Origin of the sequence: Rhodococcus sp. NPDC060086 (genome assembly GCF_042730275.1) — a bacterium.
Taxonomy (GTDB): Bacteria; Actinomycetota; Actinomycetes; order Mycobacteriales; family Mycobacteriaceae; genus Rhodococcus.
Genome location: NZ_JBHWWZ010000003.1, coordinates 167,143 through 193,348 on the forward strand (window position 1 = coordinate 167,143; position 26,206 = coordinate 193,348).

Annotated in this window: 23 protein-coding genes; 9 read left to right on the forward strand and 14 right to left on the reverse strand. The window is 65.6% G+C overall.

Features of this window, described 5'->3' with window-relative positions:
• Positions 1–32 precede the first annotated feature (32 nt).
• Positions 33–2,498 (forward strand): bifunctional lysylphosphatidylglycerol flippase/synthetase MprF, encoded by a 2,466-nt coding sequence (locus tag ACFWB0_RS03645; RefSeq protein WP_378489128.1) that lies wholly within the window; start codon positions 33–35, stop codon positions 2,496–2,498.
• Between the two features lie 17 nt (positions 2,499–2,515).
• On the opposite strand, the gene ACFWB0_RS03650 is transcribed toward ACFWB0_RS03645, so the two are convergent.
• The 5 genes from ACFWB0_RS03650 to hsaA form a co-directional block, all read right to left on the reverse strand.
• Positions 2,516–2,797, reverse strand: a complete 282-nt coding sequence (locus ACFWB0_RS03650; RefSeq protein WP_378489055.1) for a DUF4193 domain-containing protein — start codon at positions 2,795–2,797, stop codon at positions 2,516–2,518.
• A 133-nt stretch (positions 2,798–2,930) separates the two neighbouring features.
• Positions 2,931–3,542 carry a 3-hydroxy-9,10-secoandrosta-1,3,5(10)-triene-9,17-dione monooxygenase reductase subunit gene (gene hsaB, locus ACFWB0_RS03655; protein ID WP_378489056.1) on the reverse strand — a complete coding sequence of 204 codons (612 nt, stop codon included), beginning with the start codon at positions 3,540–3,542 and terminating at the stop codon, positions 2,931–2,933.
• On the reverse strand, positions 3,539–4,441 hold the full coding sequence (hsaC, locus tag ACFWB0_RS03660; RefSeq protein WP_378489057.1) for an iron-dependent extradiol dioxygenase HsaC: 903 nt from the start codon (positions 4,439–4,441) through the stop codon (positions 3,539–3,541). Before hsaC ends, hsaB begins: the two co-directional genes overlap by 4 nt.
• A complete protein-coding gene (hsaD, locus tag ACFWB0_RS03665) occupies positions 4,441–5,313 on the reverse strand; it encodes a 4,5:9,10-diseco-3-hydroxy-5,9,17-trioxoandrosta-1(10),2-diene-4-oate hydrolase (protein ID WP_378489058.1) in 873 nt (290 codons plus the stop codon). Before hsaD ends, hsaC begins: the two co-directional genes overlap by 1 nt.
• Before the next feature lie 9 nt (positions 5,314–5,322).
• A complete protein-coding gene (gene hsaA / locus ACFWB0_RS03670; RefSeq protein ID WP_378489059.1) occupies positions 5,323–6,498 on the reverse strand; it encodes a 3-hydroxy-9,10-secoandrosta-1,3,5(10)-triene-9,17-dione monooxygenase oxygenase subunit in 1,176 nt (391 codons plus the stop codon).
• Between the two features lie 189 nt (positions 6,499–6,687).
• On the opposite strand from hsaA, the gene ACFWB0_RS03675 reads away from it, so the two are divergent.
• The 6 genes from ACFWB0_RS03675 to ACFWB0_RS03700 all read left to right on the forward strand — a co-directional run bounded on the left by ACFWB0_RS03675 (position 6,688) and on the right by ACFWB0_RS03700 (position 13,878).
• Positions 6,688–7,836, forward strand: coding sequence for a Rieske 2Fe-2S domain-containing protein (locus tag ACFWB0_RS03675; protein ID WP_378489060.1), 1,149 nt, complete (start codon positions 6,688–6,690; stop codon positions 7,834–7,836).
• Position 7,837: 1 nt separating this feature from the next.
• Positions 7,838–8,209, forward strand: coding sequence for a hypothetical protein (locus tag ACFWB0_RS03680; RefSeq protein ID WP_378489061.1), 372 nt, complete (start codon positions 7,838–7,840; stop codon positions 8,207–8,209).
• A 92-nt stretch (positions 8,210–8,301) separates the two neighbouring features.
• Positions 8,302–10,017 (forward strand): 3-oxosteroid 1-dehydrogenase, encoded by a 1,716-nt coding sequence (gene kstD / locus ACFWB0_RS03685; protein WP_378489062.1) that lies wholly within the window; start codon positions 8,302–8,304, stop codon positions 10,015–10,017.
• Positions 10,018–10,069: 52 nt separating this feature from the next.
• Positions 10,070–10,930 carry a MaoC/PaaZ C-terminal domain-containing protein gene (locus tag ACFWB0_RS03690; protein ID WP_378489063.1) on the forward strand — a complete coding sequence of 287 codons (861 nt, stop codon included), beginning with the start codon at positions 10,070–10,072 and terminating at the stop codon, positions 10,928–10,930.
• A gap of 27 nt (positions 10,931–10,957) precedes the next feature.
• Positions 10,958–12,703 (forward strand): cholesterol oxidase substrate-binding domain-containing protein, encoded by a 1,746-nt coding sequence (locus ACFWB0_RS03695; RefSeq protein ID WP_378489064.1) that lies wholly within the window; start codon positions 10,958–10,960, stop codon positions 12,701–12,703.
• Between the two features lie 128 nt (positions 12,704–12,831).
• Complete coding sequence (locus ACFWB0_RS03700) at positions 12,832–13,878, forward strand: alpha/beta hydrolase (protein ID WP_378489065.1); 1,047 nt, start codon at positions 12,832–12,834, stop codon at positions 13,876–13,878.
• A 4-nt stretch (positions 13,879–13,882) separates the two neighbouring features.
• On the opposite strand, the gene ACFWB0_RS03705 is transcribed toward ACFWB0_RS03700, so the two are convergent.
• Positions 13,883–14,671 carry an ABC transporter permease gene (locus ACFWB0_RS03705; RefSeq protein WP_378489129.1) on the reverse strand — a complete coding sequence of 263 codons (789 nt, stop codon included), beginning with the start codon at positions 14,669–14,671 and terminating at the stop codon, positions 13,883–13,885.
• 11 nt (positions 14,672–14,682) lie between these two features.
• Positions 14,683–15,642 (reverse strand): ATP-binding cassette domain-containing protein, encoded by a 960-nt coding sequence (locus ACFWB0_RS03710; protein WP_378489066.1) that lies wholly within the window; start codon positions 15,640–15,642, stop codon positions 14,683–14,685.
• A gap of 155 nt (positions 15,643–15,797) precedes the next feature.
• Between ACFWB0_RS03710 and ACFWB0_RS03715 the strand changes: the two genes are divergently transcribed.
• A complete protein-coding gene (locus tag ACFWB0_RS03715; protein ID WP_378489067.1) occupies positions 15,798–17,426 on the forward strand; it encodes an MFS transporter in 1,629 nt (542 codons plus the stop codon).
• Here ACFWB0_RS03715 and ACFWB0_RS03720 read toward each other — a convergent pair.
• From ACFWB0_RS03720 to ACFWB0_RS03750, 7 genes are all read right to left on the reverse strand, one after another.
• The gene (locus ACFWB0_RS03720) at positions 17,416–18,252 is read right to left on the reverse strand and encodes a mycofactocin-coupled SDR family oxidoreductase (protein WP_378489068.1); all 837 of its coding nucleotides are present in this window, start codon (positions 18,250–18,252) and stop codon (positions 17,416–17,418) included. The two genes, ACFWB0_RS03715 and ACFWB0_RS03720, sit on opposite strands and share 11 nt — an antisense overlap.
• Positions 18,253–18,296: 44 nt before the next feature.
• Positions 18,297–19,469 (reverse strand): lipid-transfer protein, encoded by a 1,173-nt coding sequence (locus ACFWB0_RS03725; protein WP_378489069.1) that lies wholly within the window; start codon positions 19,467–19,469, stop codon positions 18,297–18,299.
• Positions 19,466–19,891, reverse strand: a complete 426-nt coding sequence (locus tag ACFWB0_RS03730) for a MaoC family dehydratase (RefSeq protein WP_378489070.1) — start codon at positions 19,889–19,891, stop codon at positions 19,466–19,468. Before ACFWB0_RS03730 ends, ACFWB0_RS03725 begins: the two co-directional genes overlap by 4 nt.
• The gene (locus tag ACFWB0_RS03735; RefSeq protein WP_378489071.1) at positions 19,888–20,892 is read right to left on the reverse strand and encodes a bifunctional MaoC family dehydratase N-terminal/OB-fold nucleic acid binding domain-containing protein; all 1,005 of its coding nucleotides are present in this window, start codon (positions 20,890–20,892) and stop codon (positions 19,888–19,890) included. The genes ACFWB0_RS03730 and ACFWB0_RS03735 overlap by 4 nt, the downstream gene beginning before the upstream one ends.
• 14 nt (positions 20,893–20,906) lie before the next feature.
• On the reverse strand, positions 20,907–22,058 hold the full coding sequence (locus ACFWB0_RS03740) for an acyl-CoA dehydrogenase family protein (protein ID WP_378489072.1): 1,152 nt from the start codon (positions 22,056–22,058) through the stop codon (positions 20,907–20,909).
• Positions 22,043–23,092: an acyl-CoA dehydrogenase family protein gene (locus ACFWB0_RS03745; protein ID WP_378489073.1), complete on the reverse strand. Its 1,050-nt coding sequence runs from the start codon at positions 23,090–23,092 to the stop codon at positions 22,043–22,045. The genes ACFWB0_RS03740 and ACFWB0_RS03745 overlap by 16 nt, the downstream gene beginning before the upstream one ends.
• A 172-nt stretch (positions 23,093–23,264) precedes the next feature.
• Positions 23,265–25,421, reverse strand: a complete 2,157-nt coding sequence (locus ACFWB0_RS03750) for an acyl-CoA dehydrogenase (protein WP_378489074.1) — start codon at positions 25,419–25,421, stop codon at positions 23,265–23,267.
• Positions 25,422–25,512: 91 nt separating this feature from the next.
• Here ACFWB0_RS03750 and kstR point away from each other — a divergent pair, with 91 nt between their 5' ends.
• Positions 25,513–26,190 carry a cholesterol catabolism transcriptional regulator KstR gene (gene kstR, locus ACFWB0_RS03755; protein WP_378489075.1) on the forward strand — a complete coding sequence of 226 codons (678 nt, stop codon included), beginning with the start codon at positions 25,513–25,515 and terminating at the stop codon, positions 26,188–26,190.
• Positions 26,191–26,206: the final 16 nt, after the last annotated feature.

A 26,206-nucleotide genomic window follows, 5' to 3' on the forward strand; every position in this document is an offset into this window, starting at 1 on the left:
GCCGTCGGAGGGTGTTCACGCGTGGCACATCGATGCTGCGCCGCGCCCCCGTGACGCTCGGGTTACTGGCGAGCCTCTGGATTCTGGCGGCGGCGACGGGAAGTGTCCTGCACGGACCGTCGCGAGACGTCGCGCGCAACGTCTCACTCGGGATTTCCAGCTTCTCGGACGGACACATCTGGGTGCTGTGGACGTCCGGGCTGTTCGCGTCCGGGCTCGGCGACTATCTGCTCGCGACCGTCGTGATTCTTGCGGTGGCCGTTCCTGTCGAGAACATCAGTGGGAGTGGACGATTCGCGGTGAGTGCGGTCGTAACCCATGGGGTGGGCGCAGCAGCGGCCCTGGCCCTGGCACAGGTCGCCTCGATGGTTCCGAACTCGTGGAGGCTCGAGCTGCACGGCCACCTGATCGAAGATCCACTCCCCTGGGTTATCGGCACATTGCTGGCCGCTACCGCCGCGATGCCGACACTGTGGCGACGACGAATCCGCATGGTCACAGTGGTCTTCCTGGTCACCACCGCGCTCTTTGCCGGACACCTGCAGGACCTGACGCGTCTGTGCGCGGCCCTCGCCGGACTGGCGCTGGGATCGATCCTCTTCCGCGACCGCACGCGCACGACAACACTCGGCGGCACCATCAGGGAACAACGCACCCTCGTCGCCCTCGTGGTGGCGGCAAGTGTGCTGGGGCCGATGCTGGCAGCACTCTCCCCGCATGCCATCGGACCGTTGTCGGCACTGCGAGAACTGTTCGATCAGGTTCCCTACACCACCAGGGAACTGGTGGACGTGTGCGCCGACCCGACACTGCACGGTGAATGCCGCAAAGGGCAGGAGGCACTTCGACTGTCGGGGTTCGGTCCTGTGGTCGCGAATCTGATGTCGGCGGTCGTGCTGTTGGTGGGCGCGGAGGGCATGCGCCGAGGACGCCGGGCGGCGTGGCTGCTCGTCACCTGGGGCCATGGCGCGCTCATCGCGGCAGCCACCACGAGCGTCGTCGTCCGGGTGGTCGAACGCGACGAAACGCGATCGCTGGTGTACGGGGTCCATCGACACGGCTCGTTGTATCAGGAGCTGGCGCCGTTGTCGGCGCTCGTCGCGGTGCTCATCGTGCTGCTGGCGACGCACCGGCTGTTCGACGTACGTGCGTCCCGCGGAACCTACCGGCGCGTGTGGCTCGGGACCGTCGCGGCAGTCGCGGCGGCGCTCGTCGTCTATGTTGCGGTGGGAAGCCTGCTTGCCGACGGTTTCGATCGCGATCCCGGCCCGGTGACTCTGCTCCGCGATTTCGTCCACCGGCTCGTGCCGCCGGTGTATCTGCAGTTGTTCGAGCCGCCGGTGCTGCCACTGACTACTCCCGCGACGGTGCTGTTCGAATGGGTGGGTACCGCGGTGTGGATCGTGTTTGCCGTGTTGATGCTCCGCAGTTTCATGATTCCCGTACTCGGGCACTCCGCCACCGACGAGCAGCGGGTTCGCGCGTTGCTTCGTTCTCCCGGAGGGTCGTCACTGTCGTGGATGATCACCTGGCCCGGCAACAGTTACTGGTTCAGCGACGACGGCGCGCACACCATCGCATACCGCGTGCATTCGGGCATCGCGCTGACCACCGGCGACCCGGTCGGCGATCCGTCGACCCGAACGGAGGCGGTCGATGCGTTCGCCGCCTACTGCCTACGCAACGGGTGGACGCCGTGCTTCTATTCGGTGAGTGAGGATCTCGCGACGATCGCACGCGATCACGGGTGGAGTTGTGTGCAGGTCGCCGAGGAAACGATCATCGACCTGCCCGAACTGGCCTTCAAGGGAAAGAAGTTCCAGGACGTCCGTACCTCTTTGAACCGCGCTGCCAAACAGGGCATCCAAGCACGCTGGACCACTTTCTCCGACGCTCCCCTGTCGGTGGTCTCACAGATCGCGGAGATCTCGGAGGAGTGGGTGGCAGACAAAGGCCTTCCCGAAATGGGCTTCACGCTGGGTGGCCTCGAGGAACTGAAGGACCCGGAGATACGGCTGCTGGTGGCGCTCGATGACGACGGCCACGTGCACGGCGTCACGTCGTGGATGCCGGTGTTCCGTGACGGCACACCCGTGGGACTCACACTCGACTTCATGCGGCGGCATTCCGACGGCTTTCCGCCGGTGATGGAGTTCCTCATCGCGTCCGCTGCGCTGTCGGCCCAAGAGGACGGTCTCGAGTTCCTCAGCCTGTCCGGCGCTCCACTCGCCAGTGCCACGGAGAATTCGGGCACCGACGAGCGAGGTGCACTCGACGATCTGCTGAAACTACTCGGTCAGGTCCTCGAGCCCGTCTACGGGTTCCGGTCACTGCTGTCGTTCAAGACCAAGTTCCAACCACGGCATCGACCCATGTACATGGTGTTCCCGGACGCCACGGCACTGCCCGGGATCGGACTCGCAGTCAGCCACGCGTACCTGCCGAACATGTCGTTCGGGCAGGGACGGCAGCTGATGTCACGAATCCTGCAGCGCTGAAATCGGTCACTCGCCCTTCAGGCGCAGTCCATGCAGACGCTCTCCGCGGGGTCGGCCATGCGATTGCGATGCTGGACGAGAAAACAACGCGTGCAAGTGAATTCATCCGATTGACGGGGAACGACACGGACCGTGAGTTCCTCACCGGACAGATCGGCGCCAGGAAGCTCGAACGACTCGGCAGTATCGGCCTCCTCCACGTCCGCCACCGCCGCCTGCGCGGAGTTGCGGCCGGGGCCCAAAATGTCGAGCGACTCATCGTTGCTTTCGACCCTGGGGCGGTCATAGTCGGTTGCCATGGGCTCCTCCGTTCGTGGATGTTGGCGGCTGCCGGTTACCGGCCTTGGTTGACCGATGGTAGAGCACAACACGCCACGGTGAGGATTTATGCCCGATCACATGGGCAACAATTTTCGGATCAGCTTTCGGTCACTACAGCCAGGTGTCCTCGGAGGCCGTGGTGAGAAACGCTTCGAGATCGTCGCGCCACGGGGCCGGGGTGGTCTTCTCCGGTTCGATGCCCGTGTACTGGCCTCGGTAGAACAGCAGCGGCCGGCCCAGCTCGTCACCCACCTCGCTCAGCGAGGAGACCCGACCGAACACGACCCAGTGATCACCGCCGTCGTGCACGGTCTCCACGGTGCAGTCGATGTGCGCGAGCGATCCGTCGAGAATGGGTGAGCCGAGCGGCGACGACGTCCACTCGACACCCGCGAACTTGTCCGGCTCCCTCGACCCGAAGCGGGCGCACACGTCCTGCTGCTCTTCCCCGAGCACGTTCACACAGAATCGGCCGCTGCGTTCGATCGCCGACCACGAGCGGGATTGCTTCGTAGGACAGAACAGGACGAGCGGCGGGTCGAGCGACAGTGCCGCGAACGACTGGCAGGCGAATCCGACGGGCGCGTCGTCGTCGATCGTCGTGATGATGGTGACGCCGGTGCAGAACTGCCCGAGGACGGTACGGAACGTCCTCGGATCGAGGGGCGCAACCCCCTGCGACTGTTCGAACGCACCGGCGTCGCCGTCCGTGGGGACAGTCATTGTTGGAACCCCACCGAGAAGTCGTGCCCCCACAGGCTCACCGCGGTCGACTCCCGGGCGATCCAGCCCTCGTCCTCGACCTGCAGTCCTTCACACCCGAATTCGACGTCGAAGCCGCCCGGCGTCTTCATATAGAACGAGAGCATCTTGTCGTTGACGTGGCGGCCGAGAGTCGCCGACATCTTGACCTTCTTGCGCAGCGCCCGGTCGAGCCCGAGTCCGACGTCGTCGGAGTTCTCGACCTCGATCATCAGGTGCACGATGCCGCTGGAGGTGGGCATCGGCATGAACGCGAGGCTGTGGTGGCGGGGGTTGCATCCGAAGAACCGCAACCACGCCGGCTTGCCGTCGGCGGGCCTGCCCACCATCTGCGGAGGCAGCCGCATCGAGTCGCGCAGACGGAAGCCGAGGACGTCGCGGTAGAACCGCAGGGACTCCTCGTCGTCGCGGGTGGAGAGCACGACGTGTCCGAGGCCCTGCTCGCCGGTGACGAACGTGTGCCCGTACGGACTGACGACGCGTCGGTGTTCGAGCGCGGCACCGTGGAACGCCTCGAGGGTGTTGCCGGACGGATCCTGGAACACGATCATCTCGTCGACGCGGCGGTCGGCGATCTGCTCCGCGGTGCCTTCCTTGAACGGGACCTCGGCGGCCGACAGGTTGTCGCGCACGGTCTGCAGGTCGCCGGCGTTCGCGGTTTCCCAGCCCGACACCAGCAGGTGATCGGTGTCGTGGGGTTCGATGACGAGGCGCGCAGGGAAATCGTCCATGCGCAGGTACAGGGCATCGGGGTTGGCGCCCTTCCCCTCGACCATGCCGAGCACTTTGAGACCGTAGTCGCGCCATGCGGCCATGTCGGTCGCACCGATGCGCAGATATGCCAGGGAGCGGATCGACATCACTTACCTCCGTCCGTGAGGAAATCCGCCGTGATCCGGTTGAATTCCTCGAACTTCTCGAGCTGTGCCCAGTGTCCGCAGCCACCGAACACGTGCAGTTGCGCGCGCGGGATCATCTTGAGTGCGACGAGCGCCCCGTCGAGCGGGTTGACGCGGTCTTCGCGACCCCAGATGAGCAGGACACGCTGCCGGAGTTTGTAGGCGTCGCGCCAGAGCATGCCGAGTTCGAAGTCGGCACCGGAGAACGACTTTCCCATCGCCTTTGCGGCAGCGAGTGATTCGGGTGCGCTGGCTGCTTCGAATCGCTCGTCGATCAGTTCGTCGGTGACGAGCGACTGGTCGAACACCATGATCCGCAGGAAGGTTTCGAGGTTCTGACGCGTCGGCTGGTAACTGAACTTGCCGAGATTGCGAACCCCCTCGGTCGGATCGGGGGCGAACAGGTTGACACTGAGCCCGCCCGGGCCCATGAGGACCAGCCGGCCGGCGCGGTCGGGGAAGTCGAGAGCGAAACGCACGGCAGCGCCGCCGCCGAGGGAGTTACCGAGCAAGTGGACTCGCTCGATACCGAGGTGGTCGAGCAGGTCCTTCAGCGCGGTCGAGCTGTGCACGAAGTACTGCGGGTGCTCGGTGGGCTTGTCGGACTTGCCGTATCCCGGCTGGTCGACGCAGATGACGTGGAACTTCTCCGCGAGCACGGGAATGTTGCGAGAGAAGTTCGACCAGCCCGACGCACCCGGGCCACCGCCGTGCAGCAGCACGATCGTCGTGTCGTTCCCGATGCCTGCCTCGTGGTAGTGCAGGCGCAGATCGTCGCGGACCTGCGCAAACCGGGACGTCGATTCGTAGGTGATCTCTTGCGTTGCAGTCACGGGCGGTCCTTAAACCATCGTGTCGGTGAGAGGAAGACCGAATTCGGCGCCGCCGAACATGACGTATGCGCGTTCGGCGTCGTTCGCAGCGTGCACACGGCCTGCGTGAGCGTCGCGCCAGAATCGTTGGATAGGTGTGCCGTTGGCGAGCGCGGTGGCGCCCGAGTTCTCGAACAGTCGGTCGATCGAGGCGATGGCACGACCGGTCGCGCGCACCTGGTCGCGGCGGGCGCGCAGGCGAAGTTCGATCGGAACGTCCTTGCCGTCGAGAAGACAGGCGTACTCGTCGGCGACGTTGCCCGACAGCTGACGCCACGCGGCGTCGATGTCGCTGGATGCTTCGGCGATGCGGATCTTCGCGAACGGATCGTCCTTGGCCTTCTCCCCCGCGTATGCGGCGCGCACCCGCTTGCCCTGGTGCTCGACGTGGGCGTCGTAGGCCCCGTACGCCATGCCGACGATCGGAGCAGAGATGGTCGTGGGGTGGATGGTGCCCCACGGCATCTTGTAGACGGGTGCGGTGTTGCGTTCGAGACCGGGCGAGGCCAGATCGTTCATCGTCTTGAAGCTCAGGAAGCGGTGTCGCGGAACGAACACGTCCTTGACGACGATCGTGTTCGAGCCCGTTCCTCGCAGGCCGACCACGTTCCACACGTCGTCGATCTCGTATTCGGAGCGCGGGATCAGGAAGCTGCCGAAGTCGACGGGACGCCCGTCCTTGATGACCGGGCCTCCGACGACAACCCAGGTCGCGTGATCGCTGCCCGACGACCAGGCCCAGGAACCGTTGACCTTGTAGCCGCCGTCGACAACCTCGCCGGCACCCATCGGCGCGTAGGACGAGGAGATCCGCACATCCGTGTCGTCTCCCCAGACGTCTTCCTGCGCCTGCTGATCGAACAGTGCGAGGTGCCAGTTGTGGACGCCGATGATCCCGGACACCCAACCAGTGGACCCGCAAGCACCAGCGATGTTGCGCACCGCGCTGTAGAAGGTGACGGGGTCGGCCTCGTACCCTCCCCACTGCGCCGGTTGCAGAAGTTTGAAGAACCCGGATTCCTGAAGCGCCTTGATCGAACTGTCGGGGATGCGGCGAAGATCCTCGGCCTCCTGCGCGCGTTCCCGCAGGCTGGGCAGCAGAGCGTCGATCCGCTGCAGTACCTCGTGACTGTCGTGGTCACCCACTGGACGCTCCCGTCTGTTCAGGAATTGATCGCTTGGTTCGAGACTAGAACATGTTCTTATTTGTGTCGAGACCGGAGGAGTTCGATGACGCGACAGGTTCCACCGGGACCAAAGTCCCCGTTCCCTTTCGATCACGGACGAAATTCTATAACGTGTTCTACTAAGAGATCCTGAAGGAAGTGAGCGGAGATGGCACAGATTCGCGAGATCGACGTCGGAGAGACACGGACCCGGTTCGCGCGGGGCTGGCACTGCCTCGGACTGAGTCGCAGTTTCAAGGACGGCAAGCCGCACTCCGTCGAGGCCTTCGGCACCAAACTCGTGGTCTGGGCCGACAGCAACGACGAGATCAAGGTGCTCGACGGCTACTGCAGGCACATGGGCGGCGACCTGTCCCAGGGGGAGGTCAAGGGCGATTCGATCGCGTGCCCGTTCCACGACTGGCGCTGGGGCGGCAACGGCAAATGCACCGATATCCCCTACGCCCGTCGCGTTCCTCCACTCGCCCGCACCCGCGCCTGGACCACGATGGAGAAGCACGGCCAGCTGTTCGTGTGGAACGACCCGGAAGGCAACAAGCCACCGGAGAATGTCACCATCCCCGAACTCGAGCAGTACGGGACCGACGAGTGGACCGACTGGACGTGGCACCAGATCGTCATCGAGGGTTCCAACTGCCGCGAGATCATCGACAACGTCGTCGATATGGCGCACTTCTTCTACATCCACTACGCCTTTCCCACGTTCTTCAAGAACGTCTTCGAAGGCCACGTCGCGGAGCAGTACCTCAACACCCGCGGACGCCCCGACAAGGGCATGGCCACCCAGTACGGCATGGAATCGAAGCTCGAGTCGTACGCCGCGTACTACGGCCCGTCCTACATGATCAACCCGCTGAAGAACAGCTACGGGGGCTACGAGACCGAATCCGTGCTGATCAACTGCCATTACCCGATCACGCACGATTCGTTCATGCTCCAGTACGGAATCATCGTCAAGAAGCCGACCGGCATGAACGCCGAGCAGACCGACATGCTGGCCGCCAAACTGACCGAAGGTGTCGGCGAAGGCTTCCTGCAGGACGTCGAGATCTGGAAGAACAAGACCAAGATCGAGAATCCGCTGCTGTGCGACGAGGACGGCCCGGTCTACCAACTGCGCCGCTGGTACGAGCAGTTCTACGTCGACGCGGCCGACGTCACCGACAAGATGACCGGACGCTTCGAATTCGAGGTCGACACTGCCAAGGCCAACGAGGCCTGGGAGAAGGAAGTCGCCGAGAATCTCGAGCGCAAAGCGGCAGAAGAGGAAAAGCGCAAGCAGGAAGCGGAGGTCTGACGTGAACGCCTCGACCCGAGAAGCCAAATGGGCGAAGTCCCCGAATTTCGCCGATCGCCCCGACCGGGTCGAGGCCATCGCCGCCCAGACCGCAATAGACAAGATCAACTATCTCGACTCGGGCCTCCACGAAGTCACGTGTCGCGAGTGCGGCACGTGTGTTCTCGTGCGCAAGAACAGCTACCGACACACGAGCGTGCAGTGGCGCGACGACCCGAGCGCCGTGTGCCCGGTCCTCCGCGCCGACGCCGCAGGCATGGGCACGTCGATCACACCGCGTGAAGGCTGCCCGAATCTACGTGACAGCATCGAACAGGCCGTCATTGACGGCTCGGTTCCGGTGCCCGGCAATGCTTCCGACGAACAGCACTGAAACGTGTTTTCCGTCCTCGAGCGGGGATCCGAAACCGCTGCCTGCAGACAAAAGATGGACTCGGTGCGGTCTCATTCTATAACGTGTTCTACATGACAATTCAGGAGTACGACATCGTCGTCGTCGGCAGCGGCGCCGGCGGCATGACCGCCGCGATCACCGCTGCCCGCCAGGGCGCAAGTGTCGTCCTGATCGAGAAGGCACCCCACTACGGCGGCTCGAGCGCACGCTCCGGTGGCGGCGTATGGATTCCCAACAACGACGCCCTGAAAGCAGCCGGTGTCGACGACACCCCGGAAGCGGCACGCACCTACCTGCACAGCATCATCGGCGACGTCGTCCCCGCCGAACGGATCGACACCTACATCGACCGCGGCCCCGAAATGCTGTCGTTCATCCAGAAGAACAGCGCACTCGAACTCGACTGGGTACCGGGATATTCCGACTACTACCCCGAAGCGCCCGGCGGGCGAGCCGGTGGCCGCTCGGTGGAACCGAAGCCGTTCGACGGCAATCGCCTCGGCGACGACCTGAAACTCCTCGAACCCGACTACGTCAAGGCACCACCGAACTTCGTCATCACCCAGGCCGACTACAAGTGGCTCAACCTGCTGATGCGCAACCCGCGCGGCCCGCTGCGCGCAGCGAAGGTCGGCGCGCGGTTCGTGTGGGCCAAGATCACCAAGAAGAACCTGCTGGTCCGCGGTCAGGCCCTGATGGCCGGATTGCGCATCGGCCTTCGCGACGCCGGTGTCCCCCTCTTGCTCGACACCGCCCTGACCGATCTCGTCATCGAAGACGGGGTCGTGCGCGGAGTGCGCGTCGAATCCGGCGGCGAGGAACGGACCATCCACGCGCGCAAGGGCGTCATTCTCGCTACGGGCGGCTTCGAACACAACGCGGAGATGCGTGCGCAGTACCAGCGTCAGCCGATCGGTACCGAGTGGACGGTGGGCGCGAAGGCCAACACCGGCGACGGTATCCGTGCCGGCCAGGCGGTCGGCGGTGCGGTCGATTTCATGGACGACGCCTGGTGGGGGCCATCGTTTCCGCTCACCGGCGGCCCGTGGTTCGCATTGTCCGAACGCAGCCTGCCGGGCTGCATGATGGTCAACAGCGCCGGGAAGCGGTTCGTCAACGAATCCGCACCGTATGTCGAGGCCACCCATGCCATGTACGGCGGGAAGAACGGGCGCGGCGACGGACCGGGCGAGAACATTCCGGCCTGGCTGGTCCTCGACCAGCGCTACCGCAACCGGTACACCTTCGCCGGCATCACGCCCGGGCAACCGTTCCCGAAGCGATGGTTCAAGGCGGGGGTGATCGTCAAGGCCGACACGGTCAGCGAACTCGCCGAGAAGATCGGTGTTCCGGCGTCCGCCCTCACCGAAACCGTCGAGCGCTTCAACGGTTTCGCTCGTTCCGGCAAGGACGAGGATTTCGGCCGGGGCGAGTCGAAGTACGACCACTACTACGGCGACCCCCGCAACAAGCCCAACCCCAGCCTCGCGGTGATCGGCAAAGCGCCCTACTACGCAATCAAGGTGGTTCCGGGAGACCTCGGAACCAAGGGTGGTCTCGTCACCGATATCGATGCCCGCGTCCTGAAAGAGGACGGCACGGTCATCGACGCCCTGTACGCGACCGGCAATGTCAGCTCCCCCGTGATGGGCCACACCTACGCCGGCCCGGGCGCCACCATCGGACCCGCGATGACCTTCGGCTACCTGGCCGTCCTCGACATTCTCCGCAGGGACGAAAACCGATCGGCCGACGAGCCCGTCGTGGACACCGCCGACCGCACATAGCCTGCGCCTGTCCGGCGCCGAAGCGCGGCCCGGTAGTGAAGAAAGGACCCCCGTGCCCATCGATCCCTCAGTTGCCCTCGGTGCAACGCTCCCCGTCCAAGAATTCTCGTGGACGAGCAGCGACGTCCAGCTCTACAACCTCGGACTCGGTGCGGGCGCCCGCCCCACCGATGCCGGTGAGCTTCGCTACCTGCGCGACGGTGATCCCCAGGTGCTCCCCACGTTCGCAACGGTGGCGGCGACATTCCACGACACGGAACCTCCGAGGGTTTCCTTCCCCGGTGTCGAGATCGACCTCGCGAAGGTCGTGCACGGCAGCCAGGAGGTCGCGGTCCACGCGCCCATCCCGGCATCCGGCAAGGGCCGCACCACCACTCGTATCGCCGAGGTGTGGGACAAGGGCAAGGCCGCGGTCATCGTGCAGGAATCCGTCACCGAGGATCTCGACGGGAACCCCCTGTGGACCGCACGTTCGTCGATCTTCGCGCGCGGGGAAGGCGGCTTCGGCGGTGAGCGTGGACCGTCGGGATCCGTCGAACTGCCCGATCGCGCACCCGACGCCGAGTTCGATGTTCCGACACTGCCGCAGCAGGCGCTCCTGTACCGCCTGTGCGGCGACCGCAACCCTCTGCATTCGGATCCCGATTTCGCGAAGGCCGCCGGATTCCCGGCACCGATCCTCCACGGCCTGTGCACCTACGGCACGGTGTGTAAGTCGATCACCGACCATCTCCTCGATTCCGACGCGACACGTGTCGCGGGCTTCCGCGCCAAGTTCGCCGGTGTCGTATTTCCGGGCGAGACACTGCGCGTGCGGGTCTGGAAGATCGAGAACCTACTCCTCGCAACCGTCGCCGTTGCGGAACGAGACCTTGCGCCCGCCCTGGCCGATGTGGTGCTCACCGTCGCATAGCTCCCCTCCCGGAAAGTTGTAGCCGATATGACAATTCGAGATTCCGCACCGCGTCTCTCCCGGCGGGGTTTCCTCGCTGCCGGTGCAGGCGCTCTGGCCGCGACCGCTGTCGGCGGCTGGACTCCGGCGCATGCGATTCCGTTCGGGTCCTCCGACGCAACGCTCCCTGCGCCGCCGTCGTTTCCCGACGGCATCGATCTGTACCAGCAGGCGTACCAGAACTGGTCCAAAGAGATCATGCTGGACTCGATCTGGACATGCGCGCCGAACAACGCCGACGACGTGGTGCGGCTGACGAATTGGGCCCACGAGAACGGATACACCATCCGGCCGCGGGGAGCGATGCACGGCTGGACGCCGTTGACTATCGTCAACGGTGCTCCGGTCGACCGGGTGATCCTCGCCGACACCATGCTCCATCTGAATTCGGTGAGCGTGAACCCGGGCGGCGACCCGGCCACCGTCACTGCAGGCCCCGGCGCGACGCTCGACGCGATCACCTCGGCATTGCAGGCCCACGGTCTGGGATTCGCGAACCTGCCCGCTCCGGGCGTGCTGACGATCGCCGGATCGCTCGCCGTCAACGCTCACGGAGCGGCCCTACCGGCCGACGGTGAAAAACGCGTTCCCGGGCACACCTTCGGGTCGTTGAGCAATCTCGTCACCGAACTCACCGCGGTCGTCTGGGACGGCAACAAGTACGCGCTGCGCACCTTCACCCGCGCAGATCCCGACATCACCGCGCTCCTCACTCACCTGGGCAGGACATTCCTGACGTCGGTCACGCTCCAGGTCGGCCCCAACTACCGCATGCGGTGCCAGAGCTACACCGACATCGACTGGAGAGAAATATTCGCCCCCGCAGGCGCTTCTGGTCGGACATTCGAGTCGTTCGTCAGCAGCACGGGACGCGCAGAGGCCATCTGGTACCCGTTCACCGACAAACCATGGATGAAGGTGTGGTCGCTCGCACCCGAGAAGCCCGCTGAGTCGCGCGAGGTCACGGGCCCGTACAACTACCCGTTCTCCGACAACGTTCCCGAACCGATCACCGACCTGCTCGGGCAGATGACGGCGGGAAACCCTCAGGTTGCACCGGCTTTCGGTCAGACCTACTACGGTGTGACCGTCGCGGGCCTCGCAGCGACGGCGTCGACCGACATCTGGGGCTGGTCCAAAGACCTGCAGTTCTACATCAAGGCGACAACGCTGCGTCTGACCGAGGGCGGCGGGGCGGTCCTGACCAACCGCGCGAACATCGCCAACGTCGTCCACGATTTCGCGCAGTGGTTCAACGAGCGGATCGAGCACTACCGCGGGATCGGCCAGTACCCGCTCAACGGTCCCGTCGAAATCCGATGCTGCGGACTGGATCAGCCATCCGATGTGCGTGTTCCGTCGGCGGGCCCGCCGACCATCTCCGCGACGCGCCCGCGTCCGGACAAGCCCGAGTGGGACACCGCGATCTGGCTGAACGTGCTCGGTGTTCCGGGTACGCCCGGAATGTTCGCGTTCTACCGCGAGATGGAACAGTGGATGCGCCAGCGCTACAACGGCGGCGATTCGACGTTCCGCCCCGAGTGGTCGAAGGGCTGGGCATTCGGACCCGAACTGCCGTACACGGATGAGCAGATCATCACCCAAGGCCTTCCCGACACTTATCGTGAAGGTGTTCCGGCGGATGAGAATTGGGATACCGCGCGAGCGGTGTACAACCGGTTCGATCCCCACCGGGTATACAGCAACACCTTCATCGACCGCCTGCTCCCCTGAACCCACCCGACTATTCCGAGCGAATGTATCCCTGGCTCTATCTGATGAGACGAGTGATACATTCGCTCGGAAATGATGAGGGTTCGCGAGGTTTGTTAGGGTTCGCAATTATGCGAAGCCTTCGGCGTGTGATCGGTGCAGCAGCGATTCCCCTACTCGTAGTGGCGGGCGGTGCGACGTTCACAGGTACTGCGTCTGCACTGCCCGACACGGGGTCCGTCATCGCGCCTGCGGGCTCCGATACCGACGTCACGTTCGACGCTTCCGGAACCACCTTCCACGGAAGCCTGCGCACCCCCGAGGGCGACGTCAAGGGTGCCGCGCTACTGCTGCCCGGCAGTGGGGTCACCGATCGCAACGGCAACCAGGCTCCGATGATGGTGGCCGACACCCTGCTTCGTGTCTCCGAGTCGCTCGCCGCACACGGGATCGCGAGCCTGCGGTTCGACAAGATCGGTGCGGGTGCCACCGGGCTCGGGTCGTACGCGCCCGAGTCCGGCAACGTGTACGGGTTCACCGATCAGGTCGACCACGCTCAGGCAGCTGCCGCACTGCTCTCCGAGCGCACCGGCTTCGCGGCCGACGACATCCTCGTGCTCGGCCACAGCGAGGGCGGCCTGACCACGCTCGCACTCGCGCAGCGCGGAGTCGGCGAGGGATACGGCTTGCTGGCACCGTTGTCGATGCGCTACCTCGATCTACTGCGCGGCCAGCTCGAGTCGATCGCGAATTCGGGGCAACTCGCCGACGCCGACGCCGAGGCGCTGCGCAACGACATTCCCCGTGCCGTCGATTCTCTTCGCAGCACCGGCACCGTCCCGGAAGACCTGAGCCCGATCATGGTGCAGTTCGGCTTCAACGCGTACAACGCGACGTTCCTGGCCGAGGCCGACGCACTGAATCCGCCGGAGCTCGCCGCATCACTGCCGTCCGACACCCCGGTCCTGCTGACCTGCTCCGACAAGGACCTCAACATCACCTGCGATCAGATCGAGCCGCTGCGGGCCTCACTCGAGCACACCGATCTGCAGTTCGGGCACTTCACGACGGCCAATCACAGCCTCGAAGAACTCGGCCCCCTGCCTGCCGGCATTGCAGACGGCCCGGCGCTGCTGCCCGCGTCGACCGAGTTCGCGACCGCCATCAACGGATGGGCTGCGCAGCGCGGAGCGTGATGTCTCAGCGACTGACCGCCTTCTTGTAGCGACGGATTGCGAACGGCACGAATACGAGCAGCATCAACGCGGTCCACAGCAGTGACGCGATGATGGGGTTCTGCAAGGGCCAGACGTCGGGTACCGGCATCATCGGATTGGTGTTGCCGAACAGTTCACGGACCGCCTGGGTCACCGCCGACACCGGGTTCCACTCGGCGAACGTACGCAGCACGGTCGGCATCTGCGACGTGTCGACGAACGTGTTGGCGATGAACGACAGCGGGAAGATCACCATGAAGCTCGCGTTGTTGAACACCTCGGGCGTACGGATCCACATCCCCACCACCGCCATCAGCCACGACAGGGCATACGCGAACAGCAACAGGAGCACATAACCGGCGAGCGCCTCCAGCGGCGACGAATTGATACGCCAGCCGACGACCAGTCCGGTCAGCGACATGACCACCAAGCTCACGATGTTGATGAGCACGTCGGTGGAGGTACGGCCGATCAGCACCGCGGACGGTGCCATCGGCAGCGTTCGGAATCGGTCGATGATGCCCTTCTGAAGGTCTTCGACCATGCCGAGGCCCGTCCACGTGGCGCCGAAGATCACGGTCTGGGTGAAGACACCCGCGATGAGAAACTCGCGGTACGACGTGCCCGGAATCTGGATTGCGCTGCCGAACACGTACGCGAACAACAGCACGAACATGATCGGCGACAGGGTTGTGAAGACGATCAGATCGGGCACGCGCTTGATCTTGATGACGTTGCGTTTGGCGATGGTCAGTCCGTCGGATGCGGTCATCTGCAGAGTGTTCACTTTGCCGTCTCCTCGATCTTCTCCGCTGCCTCGTGGCCCGTCAGGGTGAGAAACACGTCGTCGAGAGTGGGCCGACGCAGCGTGACGTCGGTGACCCGAACCCCGGCCTCGGCGACCCGACCGAGTGCCGCGACGAGGAGTTCGGTGCCGCCGGTGGCCGGCACGATCACGCGACCCGCTTCGACGCGTATCTCTCCGGCAGCAAGCCCCGCCAGAGCCTCACGTGCGGTCTCGACCTGCCCGCCATCGGGAACCAGTAGCTCGATGCGTTCACCACCGACGAGCGACTTGAGCTCGTCGGCGGTACCCCGCGCGATGATGGTGCCCCGATCGATCACGACGATCCGATCGGCGAGCCGCTCCGCCTCGTCCATGTACTGCGTGGTGAGCAGCAAGGTGGTGCCGCGTTCGACGAGCTTCTCGATGATGTCCCACAGGCCGAGTCGGGCGCGGGGGTCGAGGCCCGTGGTGGGCTCGTCCAGGAACAACACGGGCGGTTCGGCGACCAACGCACCCGCAAGGTCGAGCCGGCGACGCATACCACCCGAGTAGGTCTTCACCGGGCGATCGCCCGCCTCGACGAGGTCGAACTGGCCGAGCAACTCGCGTGCCCGCTCACGACTTCGTTTGGCACCGAGATGATAGAGACGCCCGACCATTTCGAGATTCTCGTACCCGGTGAGGTATTCGTCGACCGCGGCGTACTGACCCGACGCACCGATCTGGGTGCGCAGCGCTGCAGCGTCGGAGACGACATCGAAACCGGCGACCTCGGCGCGGCCACCGTCGGGGGCCAGCAATGTCGTCAGGACGCGAACAGCCGTGGTCTTCCCCGCACCGTTGGGGCCGAGCAGCGCCGTGACCGTCCCCTCCGGAACACGAAGATCGATCCCGTCGAGCGCGATGAGCTCCCCGAACCGCTTGATCAATCCTTCGACAACAATGGCATCGGCCATGAGTTTCTCCCGCTGGATGTGGGTTGCTCGCCCAGTGTGCACCAGGGCACCGACAGGGTGCGACCGATTTTGCAGTCTCGTGATTGCCGGCTCCGAGCTGTTGTACTTTGTCTGTACTGCGCGGTTCACTTCTGGAATCGGAAGCCGGTTCGACTATGAGCACGAGTCGTAGATCAGGTCCGGAAGTGCGTTCCGGCTCGACGCTCGTCCTGACCGTGTTGGCGTCGGGACAATTTCTGATGACGCTCGACAGTTCGGTGATGAACGTGTCGATGGCGACGGTCGCGCAGGATCTGGACACGACGATCACTGGAATCCAGACGGCAATCACCCTGTACACGCTGGTGATGGCGTCTCTGATGATCACCGGCGGCAAGATCGGTACCGCACTCGGACGACGACGAGCATTCGGCATCGGCCTCGTGATCTACGGTGTCGGCTCGCTCGTCACCGGGCTCGCCCCGAATCTGCTGATCCTTCTGGTGGGGTGGAGTCTGCTCGAGGGCATCGGCGCGGCGCTGATCATGCCTGCGATCGTGTCGCTCGTCGCCGCCAACTTCCCACCGGAACGACGGGCAGCAGCGTACGGACTCGTCGCAGCGGCCGGCGCGATGGCCGTCGCCGTCGGGCCCTTGCTCGGAGGGGCGGTGACGACCTTCGCGTCGTGGCGATACGTGTTCTTCGGCGAGGTCGTCGTGGTGGCACTGATCCTGCTGGTACTGCGGCGGGTGCGGGACGTGCCGCCGTCGCCGGTGTCGCTCGATGTGCCCAGCGCGATCATGTCGATGCTGGGGCTGGCGACGATCGTGTACGGCGTTCTGCGGTCGAGTGAATGGGGCTGGGTGATCGCCACTCCCTCCGGCCCCGAGATCATCGGGGTGTCTCCGGTGATCTGGCTGATTCTCGGCGGGCTGCTGGTCCTCTATGTGTTCATGCGACGGCAGCATTCGCTGGTCAGGAAAGGCCGCGACCCACTCATCGATCCGGCATTGTTCGAGAACCGTCAGCTCACCGGCGGACTCACGATGTTCTTCGCGCAGTTCGCAGTCCAGGCCGGGGTCTTCTTCTCGGTGCCGCTCTTCCTGTCCGTGGTGCTGGAGTTGAGCGCACTCGAGACTGGTGTACGAATCCTCCCGCTTTCGATCGCACTCGTCCTCGCAGCGGCGGGTATCCCCAAACTATGGCCCCACGCGAATCCGCGACGGGTGGTGCGGATCGGTCTCGCGTCGATGATCGTAGGAATCGTGATTCTCACCGCCGGAATGGACCCCGGTGCCACGGCAGCCGTCGTCGCGATCCCGATGTTGTTCATGGGGTCGGGGCTCGGGGCATTGTCATCGCAGTTGGGAGCGATCACGGTTTCCGCGGTCCCGGAATCGCAGAGCGCCGAGGTCGGCGGCGTCCAGAACACCGCCACCAACCTCGGCGCATCGCTCGGTACGGCGCTGATCGGATCGATCCTGATTGCCACCCTCTCCACGTCGGTGGGCGCGGGGATCGCAGACAACCCGGAGATCCCGGCAACCGTTCAGGAACAGGCGACCACGCAGATCGCCCAGGGCGTGCCGTTCCTGTCGAACACCGAACTCGATGGCGCTTTGGACGCCGCGGGCTTGGACGAACCGACCCACGACGCCGTCGTCGCCGTCAACAGCGACGCGCGCCTCGAAGCTCTGCAGGTGGCATTCGGTGTGACCGCACTGCTCGCGGTCGCGGCACTGTTCTGTACGGGCCGGCTGCCGACGCGAGCCGTCGGCACCGGTCCCGAAGTCGCTAGCCCGTAACGCGCGCGGCGTTCCCCGCATCGATCGGAAGCACGGTTCCGCTGATGTGCGCGGCAGCCTCGTCGCAGAAGAACAGCACTGCGCGAGTGATCTCTTCGGGCTCGAGCCACGGCACAGGCTGGGCGTGCAGCGACGTGAAGACCGGTGCGACGTCGTCGGCGGTGGGGTTCTCCAGGTCGGGGCGGAGCATGCCGTAGAGCGCATCGTTGTGGATCATCGGTGTGGAGATATTGCCGGGCGCGATCGCGTTGACGGTGATCCCCTTCTGCGCGAGATCCAGTGCAGCACTCTTGGTCAGGCCGATGACACCCCACTTGGATGCACCGTAGGCGACCATGTTGGTGTTGCCGGCGCGCCCGAGCATCGACGAGATCGTCACGATGCGTCCGTAGCCGCGTTCGATCATGCCGGGCGCGACGGCCGCGATCGTATTGAATACACCGGTCAGGTTCGACGAGATCGTCTCGTCCCACATGGCCTGCGGCATCGACTGGACCGGCGCGGCCGTCGACACCCCGGCGTTGGCGACCGCGATGTCGATGCGACCGAACTCGTCGTGGGCGCGTGCGACGAGACCGTCCATCGCTGCGCGATCTGCCGTGTCGAGCTTCTCCGAGATGACCTTCGCACCGGCAGCTTCGGCCAGACGCACGGTCTCGGCGAGGTCGTCCTCGGTGGCGAGCGGGTACCGCACGACGGGTGAATCCTCGCAGCGGTCGCACAGGACGAGGTTCGCCCCCGCCTCCGCGAATGCCAATGCGTGCGAACGCCCCTGGCCGCGTGCGGCTCCCGTGACGAACGCGACCTTGCCCTCGAAGTTGCTCATGTACGTGCCCTTCTCTGTTGGGTGACTACCGGACGCGCGACCGGTCAGGACCGCGACAGCATCAGACCTGATGTCGGGACACCGGTGCCCGCGGTGACGAGCACATTCTCCACGGAATCCACCTGGTTCACGGATGATCCGCGAATCTGACGGACGCCCTCGGCGATGCCGTTCATGCCGTGGATGTAGGCCTCACCGAGCTGGCCGCCGTGGGTGTTGAGCGGCAGGCGCCCGCCGAGTTCGATTCCGCCGTCGGCGATGAAATCCTTCGCTTCGCCGGGTTTGCAGAAGCCGAGCTCCTCGAGTTGCATCAGCACGTACGGGGTGAAGTGGTCGTAGAGCACCGCGGTCTGCACGTCCTGCGGAGTGAGCCCCGACTGGTCCCACAGCTGATTGCCGACGATACCCATCTCGGGCAGGCCGGTCAGGCCATCCCGGTAGTAGCTCGTCATGATGTATTGATCCGGACCGCTGCCCTGCGCGGCCGCCGTGATGATCGCCGGCGTCTGCTTCAGATCCTTGGCACGCTCGGGCGTCGTGATCACCAGTGCCACACCACCATCCGATTCCTGGCAGCAGTCGAGGAGATGCAGCGGCTCGGCGATCCAGCGTGAGTTCTGATGGTCTTCGATGGTGATCGGCTTACCGTGGAAGAACGCCTTGGGGTTCGTCGCCGCGTGTTTGCGGTCGGCGACAGCGACGGCACCGAAATCCGCGCTGGTGGCGCCCGTGACGTGCATGTAGCGCTGCGCGGTCATCGCGACGAACGAAGCCGGGGTGCTCAGGCCGTGCGGGTATGAGAACGCATTGTCGGTACCCGACGAATTCACCTGCGTTGCAAGAGCACTGTTGACTTGGCCGTAGCGGGCACCGGAGCGTTCGTTGAACGCGCGGTAGGCGACGACGACGTCGGCGACACCGGTCGCGACGGCCATCGCGGCCTGTTGCACCGTCGCGGCCGCAGCCCCGCCGCCGTAGTGGATGCGGGAGAAGAACTTCAGGCTCGGGATACCGACCGACCGCGCGACCGCGACTTCGGTGTTGGTGTCCATCGTGAAGGAGACCAGTCCGTCGACGTCGGCCGGTGTGAGTCCTGCGTCGTCGAGGGCATCGGTCACTGCTTCAGCGGCGAGGCGCAGTTCGCTGCGCCCGGAGTCCTTGGAGAAATCGGTCGCGCCGATTCCGGCGATCGCAGCCTTACGCGACAGCCCGCTCATGCGGTTCCTCCTTCGGATGTGCCCTCGCCTGCGAGGAACGTGGCTTTCGCGACGATGTGGTTGCCGAGCGAGTTGCTACCCACGATGTCGACGGTGATGACGCCGTCGTCTGCGATGTCAGCGACGGTGCCGTTCAGCGTGAGCGTGTCGTAGGCGTACCACGGAACGCCGAGGCGCAATGAGATCGACTTGACGACGGCGCGCGGCCCTGCCCAGTCGGTCAGATACCGCTGGACGAGTCCGGTGTCGGTGAGGATGTTGACGAAGATGTCCTTCGAACCGCGCTGCTGTGCAAGATCGCGGTCGTGGTGGACGTCCTGGAAGTCCCTCGTGGCCAACGCCGTCGAGATGACGAAGGTCGGGTCGCCGTGGACGGACAGGGGCGGGAGCTTCTCCCCCACCGTCGTCGTGGATGTGCTCACGCGTCCTCCTCACGGGGCTGCCAAGCGTAGAGAGTCCAGGGGATTCCGCCGGTCTCGTCGTCGCCGGGGAAATCGAGATAGGTTGCCTGGACGGGCATTCCGATCTTCACGTCGGCCGGGTCCACACCGCGCAGCTCGCCGAGCATGCGGACTCGTTCCCCGTCGAGCTCCACCAGGGCGACCACGAACGGCAGTTGGCGTCCGGGCGCCTTCGGTGCGTGGTGCACCACGAAGCTGAAGACGGTGCCGCGACCCGACGAGACGACGTAATCGGTCGTCTCGTCCTTGTCGAGCCACAGTGCGGGCACCGGAGGGTGCTGCAGTGAGCCGTCGGGGCGACGCTGGATGCGCAGTTCGTGCTCGGCGACACCGTCCCAGAAGAACTTCGTGTCGTGCGACGCGGACGGGCGCAGCATACGGGTGGGGTCGAGATCGTCCGGGACCGACTGCGCTGTGGCCGAAGGTGACATTCGGTCATCGCTCTCCGCCGCCGGAGGTGCGAACTTCAGGATGCGGAAGATCATCTCGGCGACCGCCTCGTCGCCGACCTTCCAGATGTTGCGGGTGGTGAAGAACCATCCCTCACCGAGTCCGGTCTTCTTGGGACCGACGACGTCCTCGAGCGTGGACTCGATCGTCACCTCTTCGCCGGGGCGAAGGTACCGGTGGTAGATCTGGTCGCAGTTGGTTGCGACCACCGACGTGTAACCCGCCTCGTCGAGAATGTTGGTCATCCGGCCGAGCGGATCGTCCTTCTCACGTTCGGCGCCGAGGCCGCGCATCGTCCACACCTGCGCCATCGCGGGGGGCGCGACGAGGCCGCCGTGTCCGGCCGCGATCGCCGCGGATTCGTCGGTGTAGATGGGGTTGAGGTCGCCGATCGCCTCGACCCAGTTGCGGATCATCGGCAGGTTGACGGGGTCGCGTCCCGCGCGCGGGGCGGACGGCCCGTCGGCACGAACACCGTCGGCGGACGCGAGGATTTCTTCGGGCGTGCTCATGGTGTTCGCCTCCGTCATCGCGGCACCCGGGGCATCCCGAGGCCGGCCGTTGCGATCAGTTCCCGCATCACCTCGTTGACGCCGCCGCCGAAGGTGATGACGACGTTCCGCTTGGCCTGCATGTCGAGCCAGCTGAGCAATGTGCCGGTGTCGGGATCGGCGGGGTCGCCGTGGCGTCCGACGATCTCTTCGGCGAGCATGCCGACCCGCTGGATGCGTTCGGTGGCGAAGACCTTGGTCGCGGATGCGTCAGCGATATCGACGGCGTCGCCATCGCTCGAGGCGACCTGCCAGTTGAGCAGTTCGTTGAGCCGGTACGTCGCGTGGATTTCGCCGAGAGCACGGCGCACGTCGGGTTCGTCGGTGAGCTTGTGCTCGCGCACCCAATCGAGCAGGTGCTCGTAGATTCCCGCGACCTTCCCGGCCGGTCCGAGCATGACGCGCTCGTGGTTGAGCTGGGTCGTGATCAGGCGCCAGCCCTTGTTCTCCTCGCCCACGAGCATGCTCGCGGGCACCCGCACATCGCTGTAGTACGTGGCGTTGATGTGGTGGGCACCGTCGGCGGTGATGATGGGCGTCCAGCTGAATCCGGGGTCGCTGGTGTCGACGATGAAGACGGAGATGCCGCGGTGCCTCGAGTCCGCGGTTCCGGTGCGGGCGGCGAGCCAGATGTAGTCGGCGTCGTGCCCGCCGGTGGTGAAGATCTTCTGGCCGTTGATCACGTACTCGTCGCCGTCGCGGACGGCGGTGGTCCGCAGCGCAGCGAGGTCGGTGCCTGCTTCGGGTTCGGAGTATCCGATGGCGAAGTGGACTTCGCCGGCGAGGATCGAGGGCAGGAACTTCTGCTTCTGCTCGTCGGTGCCGTAGACCTGCAGGGTGGGGCCGACGGTCTGCAGCGTGACGCTGGGCAGCGGCACGTCGGCGCGGACGGCTTCGTTGGCGAAGATCTGCTGTTCGACGTCGCCGAAGCCGTGTCCGCCGAATTCGACGGGCCAGCCGACGCCGAGCCACCGGTCCTTGCCCATGCGACGGATCACGTCACGGTAGGTGGGGCCGTGCCGCTCGATCCGCATGATCTCGGCTTCTTCGGGCGAGATGAGGTTGGAGAAGTAGCTGCGCAGTTCGTTCTGCAGCGCGCGCTGGTCTTCGGTCAGTTCGATGAACACCGGGCCCCCACGAGGTCGAGTCGGTACGAAGCGCCGCCGAGCAGCCGCGCAATATCCTTGGCGGACGACGAATACCTGTGCATCGGATAGGTTTCGTCGACGCCGATGCCGCCGTGCAAGTGGTGCAGCACGCGCATCGCCGGGAGAAGTTCCGCGGCGATCCAGTACGCGGCGACGTCGAGGTCGTCTGCGGCGTCGAGTCCCTCGGAGACCCGCCAGATGGTCGACAGGGCCGCTACGTGCAGGGTGCGGGTGGTGACGTACACGTCGGCGATCTGCTGCGCGACGGCCTGGAAGGCGGCGAGCGGCTTGCCGAACTGCTGGCGTTCACTCAGGTGCTTCGCGGTGAGTTCGGTGGCGCCGGTGAGCAGGCCGTCCGAGTATGCGGCAATCGCGGTGGTCGCCAGGCGGTACAGGGTTTCGACGTCGGATGCCGGCTCGGCCCCTGCGCCGAGCCGGATTCCGACCGCAGAGTCGAGCCGGACGGAGAATTCGGGGGTGTGCGCCGACGTGGGGCTTTCCCGCAGGGTCACCCCGTCGGCGTCGGGAGCCACAGCGACGACACCGGCAGCGGTGGGCACGAGGATGCTGCGCGCCCGGTCCGCGTAGGGAACCGCAACGAACGACCCCGTGACCGCGACACCGCCGTCGACCTCGACGGCCGTCGCAGCGGGTGTCTGCGGGAAGGGACGGCTCGGCTCTGCGAGCGCCGCGGTGAGGACACCACCGGCGGCGACCCCGCTGAGCAGTTCGTCCTGCTGCTCGTCGGTGGCGAGCGCAAGGACCGGCAGCACACCGAATCCGATGGTGGGCAGCGCCGGGATCAGAGCCGCCGTACGGCCGACCTCGGTCAGGACGGTGAGCGCCTCGGCAACTCCGAGTCCGGAACCGCCGAGCCGTTCGGGTAATGCCAGGGAGAGCAGATCCGCACCGGCGAGCGCGGTCCACAGTTCGTCGGAGTCGAGACCCCGACCGAGCAGGTCGGCGGCGACTCCGGCCACTTCCTCCTGCGTCTCGTCACGTGCGAAATCCACCGTAACCACCTTCTAGTTAGAACGTGTTCTAGTTGTAGCACCATTCCGGTGTCGGCGAAACCGCCGTCGGCTCGTATCGTGCATGCCTGAAGGAGTCGACGGCGGGCTCGTCCCGCCCTTCGGGACCGACGGGCTCGCCCCGCCCTTCGGGATCGGGCAGGTTCGCCCCCCGTCAGCTCCGAGGCAATCCGAGAAGGCGTTCGGCCGCGACAGTGAGCAGGATCTGCTCGGTTCCGCCCGCGATCGTGAGGCACCGGAGGTTGAGGAACTCGCGCGTGAGCGGACCCTCCACCCATCCGGCCTCCCCCGCGAGATCCATCGCAAGCTCCGCGGTGTCCTGACGCTGACGCACCCCGATCAGCTTCCGCACACTGGACGCCGGACCGGGGTCCTGCCCCTCGAGCTGCGCGAGAGTGGTTCGCAGGTCCAGCAGGGAGCCGACGAGCGCCTCGCCGATCTGAGTTCCGATCCGGTCGTCGGCCACCGCGTCGCCGGGTGCGGCGAGGGTGAGCAGTTCTTCGATGGCCGGGCCGAGCGACGACTTCCCGCCCATCGCGACCCGTTCGTTTGCGAGGGTGGTCCGTGCGAGTTTCCAGCCGCCGCCGAGCGAACCGACGACGCACTCGTCGGGTACGAACACCGAGTCCAGGAACACCTCGTTGAACAGGGCGTCGCCGGTGATCTCCCGCAGTGGCGCCACGGTGATGCCCGCGGATTTCATGTCGACGAGAAAGTAGGTGATGCCCTTGTGCTTCGGAGCATCGCGGTCGGTGCGAGCCAGGCAGATGGCCCAGTCCGCCTCGTGCGCGAGCGACGTCCACACCTTCTGTCCCTGCAGCGTCCAGCCGCCGTCGACCTTCTCCGCGGTGGTGCGCAGCGCCGCGAGGTCCGATCCGGCGCCGGGCTCGGAGAACAACTGGCACCACACGATGTCGCCGCGGAGGGTGGGCATCGCGAAACGTTCGATCTGCTCGGCTGTTCCGTGTTCGAGAACGGTCGGCACCGCCCACGCTCCGATCACCAGGTCGGGTCGCGAAATGCCTGCGGCCACAAGTTCTTCCTGGATGAGGAGCTGTTCGGCGGGCCCCGCGCCGCGCCCGTACGGAGCGGGCCAGTGCGGTGCGAGACAACCGGATTCGGCGAGCATCTGCCGGTGTTCGGATTCGGGACGCGCCGCGATGGCTGCGATCTCACCACGAATGCGTTCGCGATCGGCGACGTGCTCCGACAGGTCGATTCCGAGGTGACGGCGTGCGCCCGCGCGGGTGAGTTCTGTCAGGCGTGCGCGCCACATGGTGGAGCCACCGAGCAACTGCCGCGTCGCGACCGCACGCCGCAGGTAGAAGTGCGCGTCGTGTTCCCAGGTGAAGCCGATACCGCCGAGCACCTGGATCGAATCCTTGGTGGTCTGCACGGCAGCATCGAGCGACACTGCCGCGGCAACGGCGGCCGCGACGGGCAGCTCGTCCGGATCCGTGTCGACGGCGACGGCTGCATCCCAGGCGAGGGCACGGATCTTCTCTGTACGACACAGCATTTCCGCGCACAGGTGCTTGATGGCCTGGAACGAGCCGATGGGTTTTCCGAACTGCTCACGGATCTTGGCGTACTCGACGGCAGTGGTCAGTGCCCAGCCTGCGATGCCTGCGAGTTCGGCCGCGGAGAGCGCCGCGGTGAGATCGCGGACGAACCCGGTGGGAGCCTGCACCACCCGATCGGCGGGGACGACCGTTCCATCGAACCGCACTCGCGCGAGCGGGCGCGACTTGTCGATCGTGTCGAGCGCGTCCAGATGCACGCCGGAAGCGTCGGGGTCTACGAGCGCCCACCGTTCGACGCCCTCCCCACCCGCGCTTCCACTGCCGGTATCGAGCCGAAGGAGGACTGCGACACCGGGCTCCGCCGCGATCACCGCGCCGGCCTCTCCGGTGATCACGACCCCGTCGGCGGTGGGTTCAGCGGCGACCGGGTCGAGTGCGACGGCGGTGGGCAGGGCGCCTTCCGCGAGGAGCGCGGCCGTCTTCGCCGCCGCGTCTCCGCCGCGTCCGAACACGAGCGCAGCAACGGCGGTGGTGACGACGGGGCCGGCGGCGAGTTCGTGTGCCGCCTGCTCGAGCATGACGGCCAGGTCGACCACGGTGGCACCGAGCCCTCCGGCCTCTTCCGGGACGGCGACACCGAACAGCCCGAGTTCGGCGAGCGACGCCCATCCCTCACGCCAGGTGTCGTCGGGATGCCGACGTATCCTGGATATCGGCGTGGCGGCTCGTGACCAGGCCTGAACAGAAGCCTGAACGGCCCGCTGTTCCTCTGTCATGGCAATACTCACAGCGGGTCTCCGACCTTTCGAGATGACACAATTACCTAGAACGTGTTCTAATATGACACCGGTTCAGAGTCAAGGTGTGAGGAAACGATCTATGGCCCCCCCGTCTCGCTCGCGTTCCAATGGCAACGGAACTTTGACCGCCCTCACGGAGGACGATCTCAGTTCCAACGCCCAGAAGGAACGGCGCAAGCGGATCCTCGACGCCACCCTGACGCTCGCGTCCAAGGGCGGATACGAGGCCGTGCAGATGCGTGCGGTGGCAGAACGCGCCGACGTCGCAGTGGGCACGCTGTACCGGTACTTCCCGTCGAAGGTGCACCTGCTGGTCTCGGCGCTCGGGCGCGAATTCGCCCGCATCGAAGGCAGAGGAAAGATCCCGCCCGGCCACAGCCCGCTCGAACGCATGCATCTGATCCTGGGCCTGATCACCAAGGCCATGCAGCGCGACCCGCTGCTCACCGAGGCGATGACCCGGGCATTCATGTTCGCCGATGCCTCGGCTGCAGCCGAGGTCGACCAGGTGGGCAAGCTGATGGACCGGCTCTTCGCGCGGGCCATGAACGAGGGCGAACCCACCGAGGAAGAACTCGCGATCGCGCGCGTCATCAGCGATGTGTGGTTGTCCAACCTCGTGGCATGGCTGACCCGCCGTTCCTCGGCCACCGACGTCGCGCGCCGACTCGAACTGACCGTCGACCTGCTGCTCGGCGATTCCCCGCGCGAGCTGTACTCCATGCCCGGCGGTGCCGAGTCGCTCGGCGATTCGTGAGCCGACCGGCTCGTTC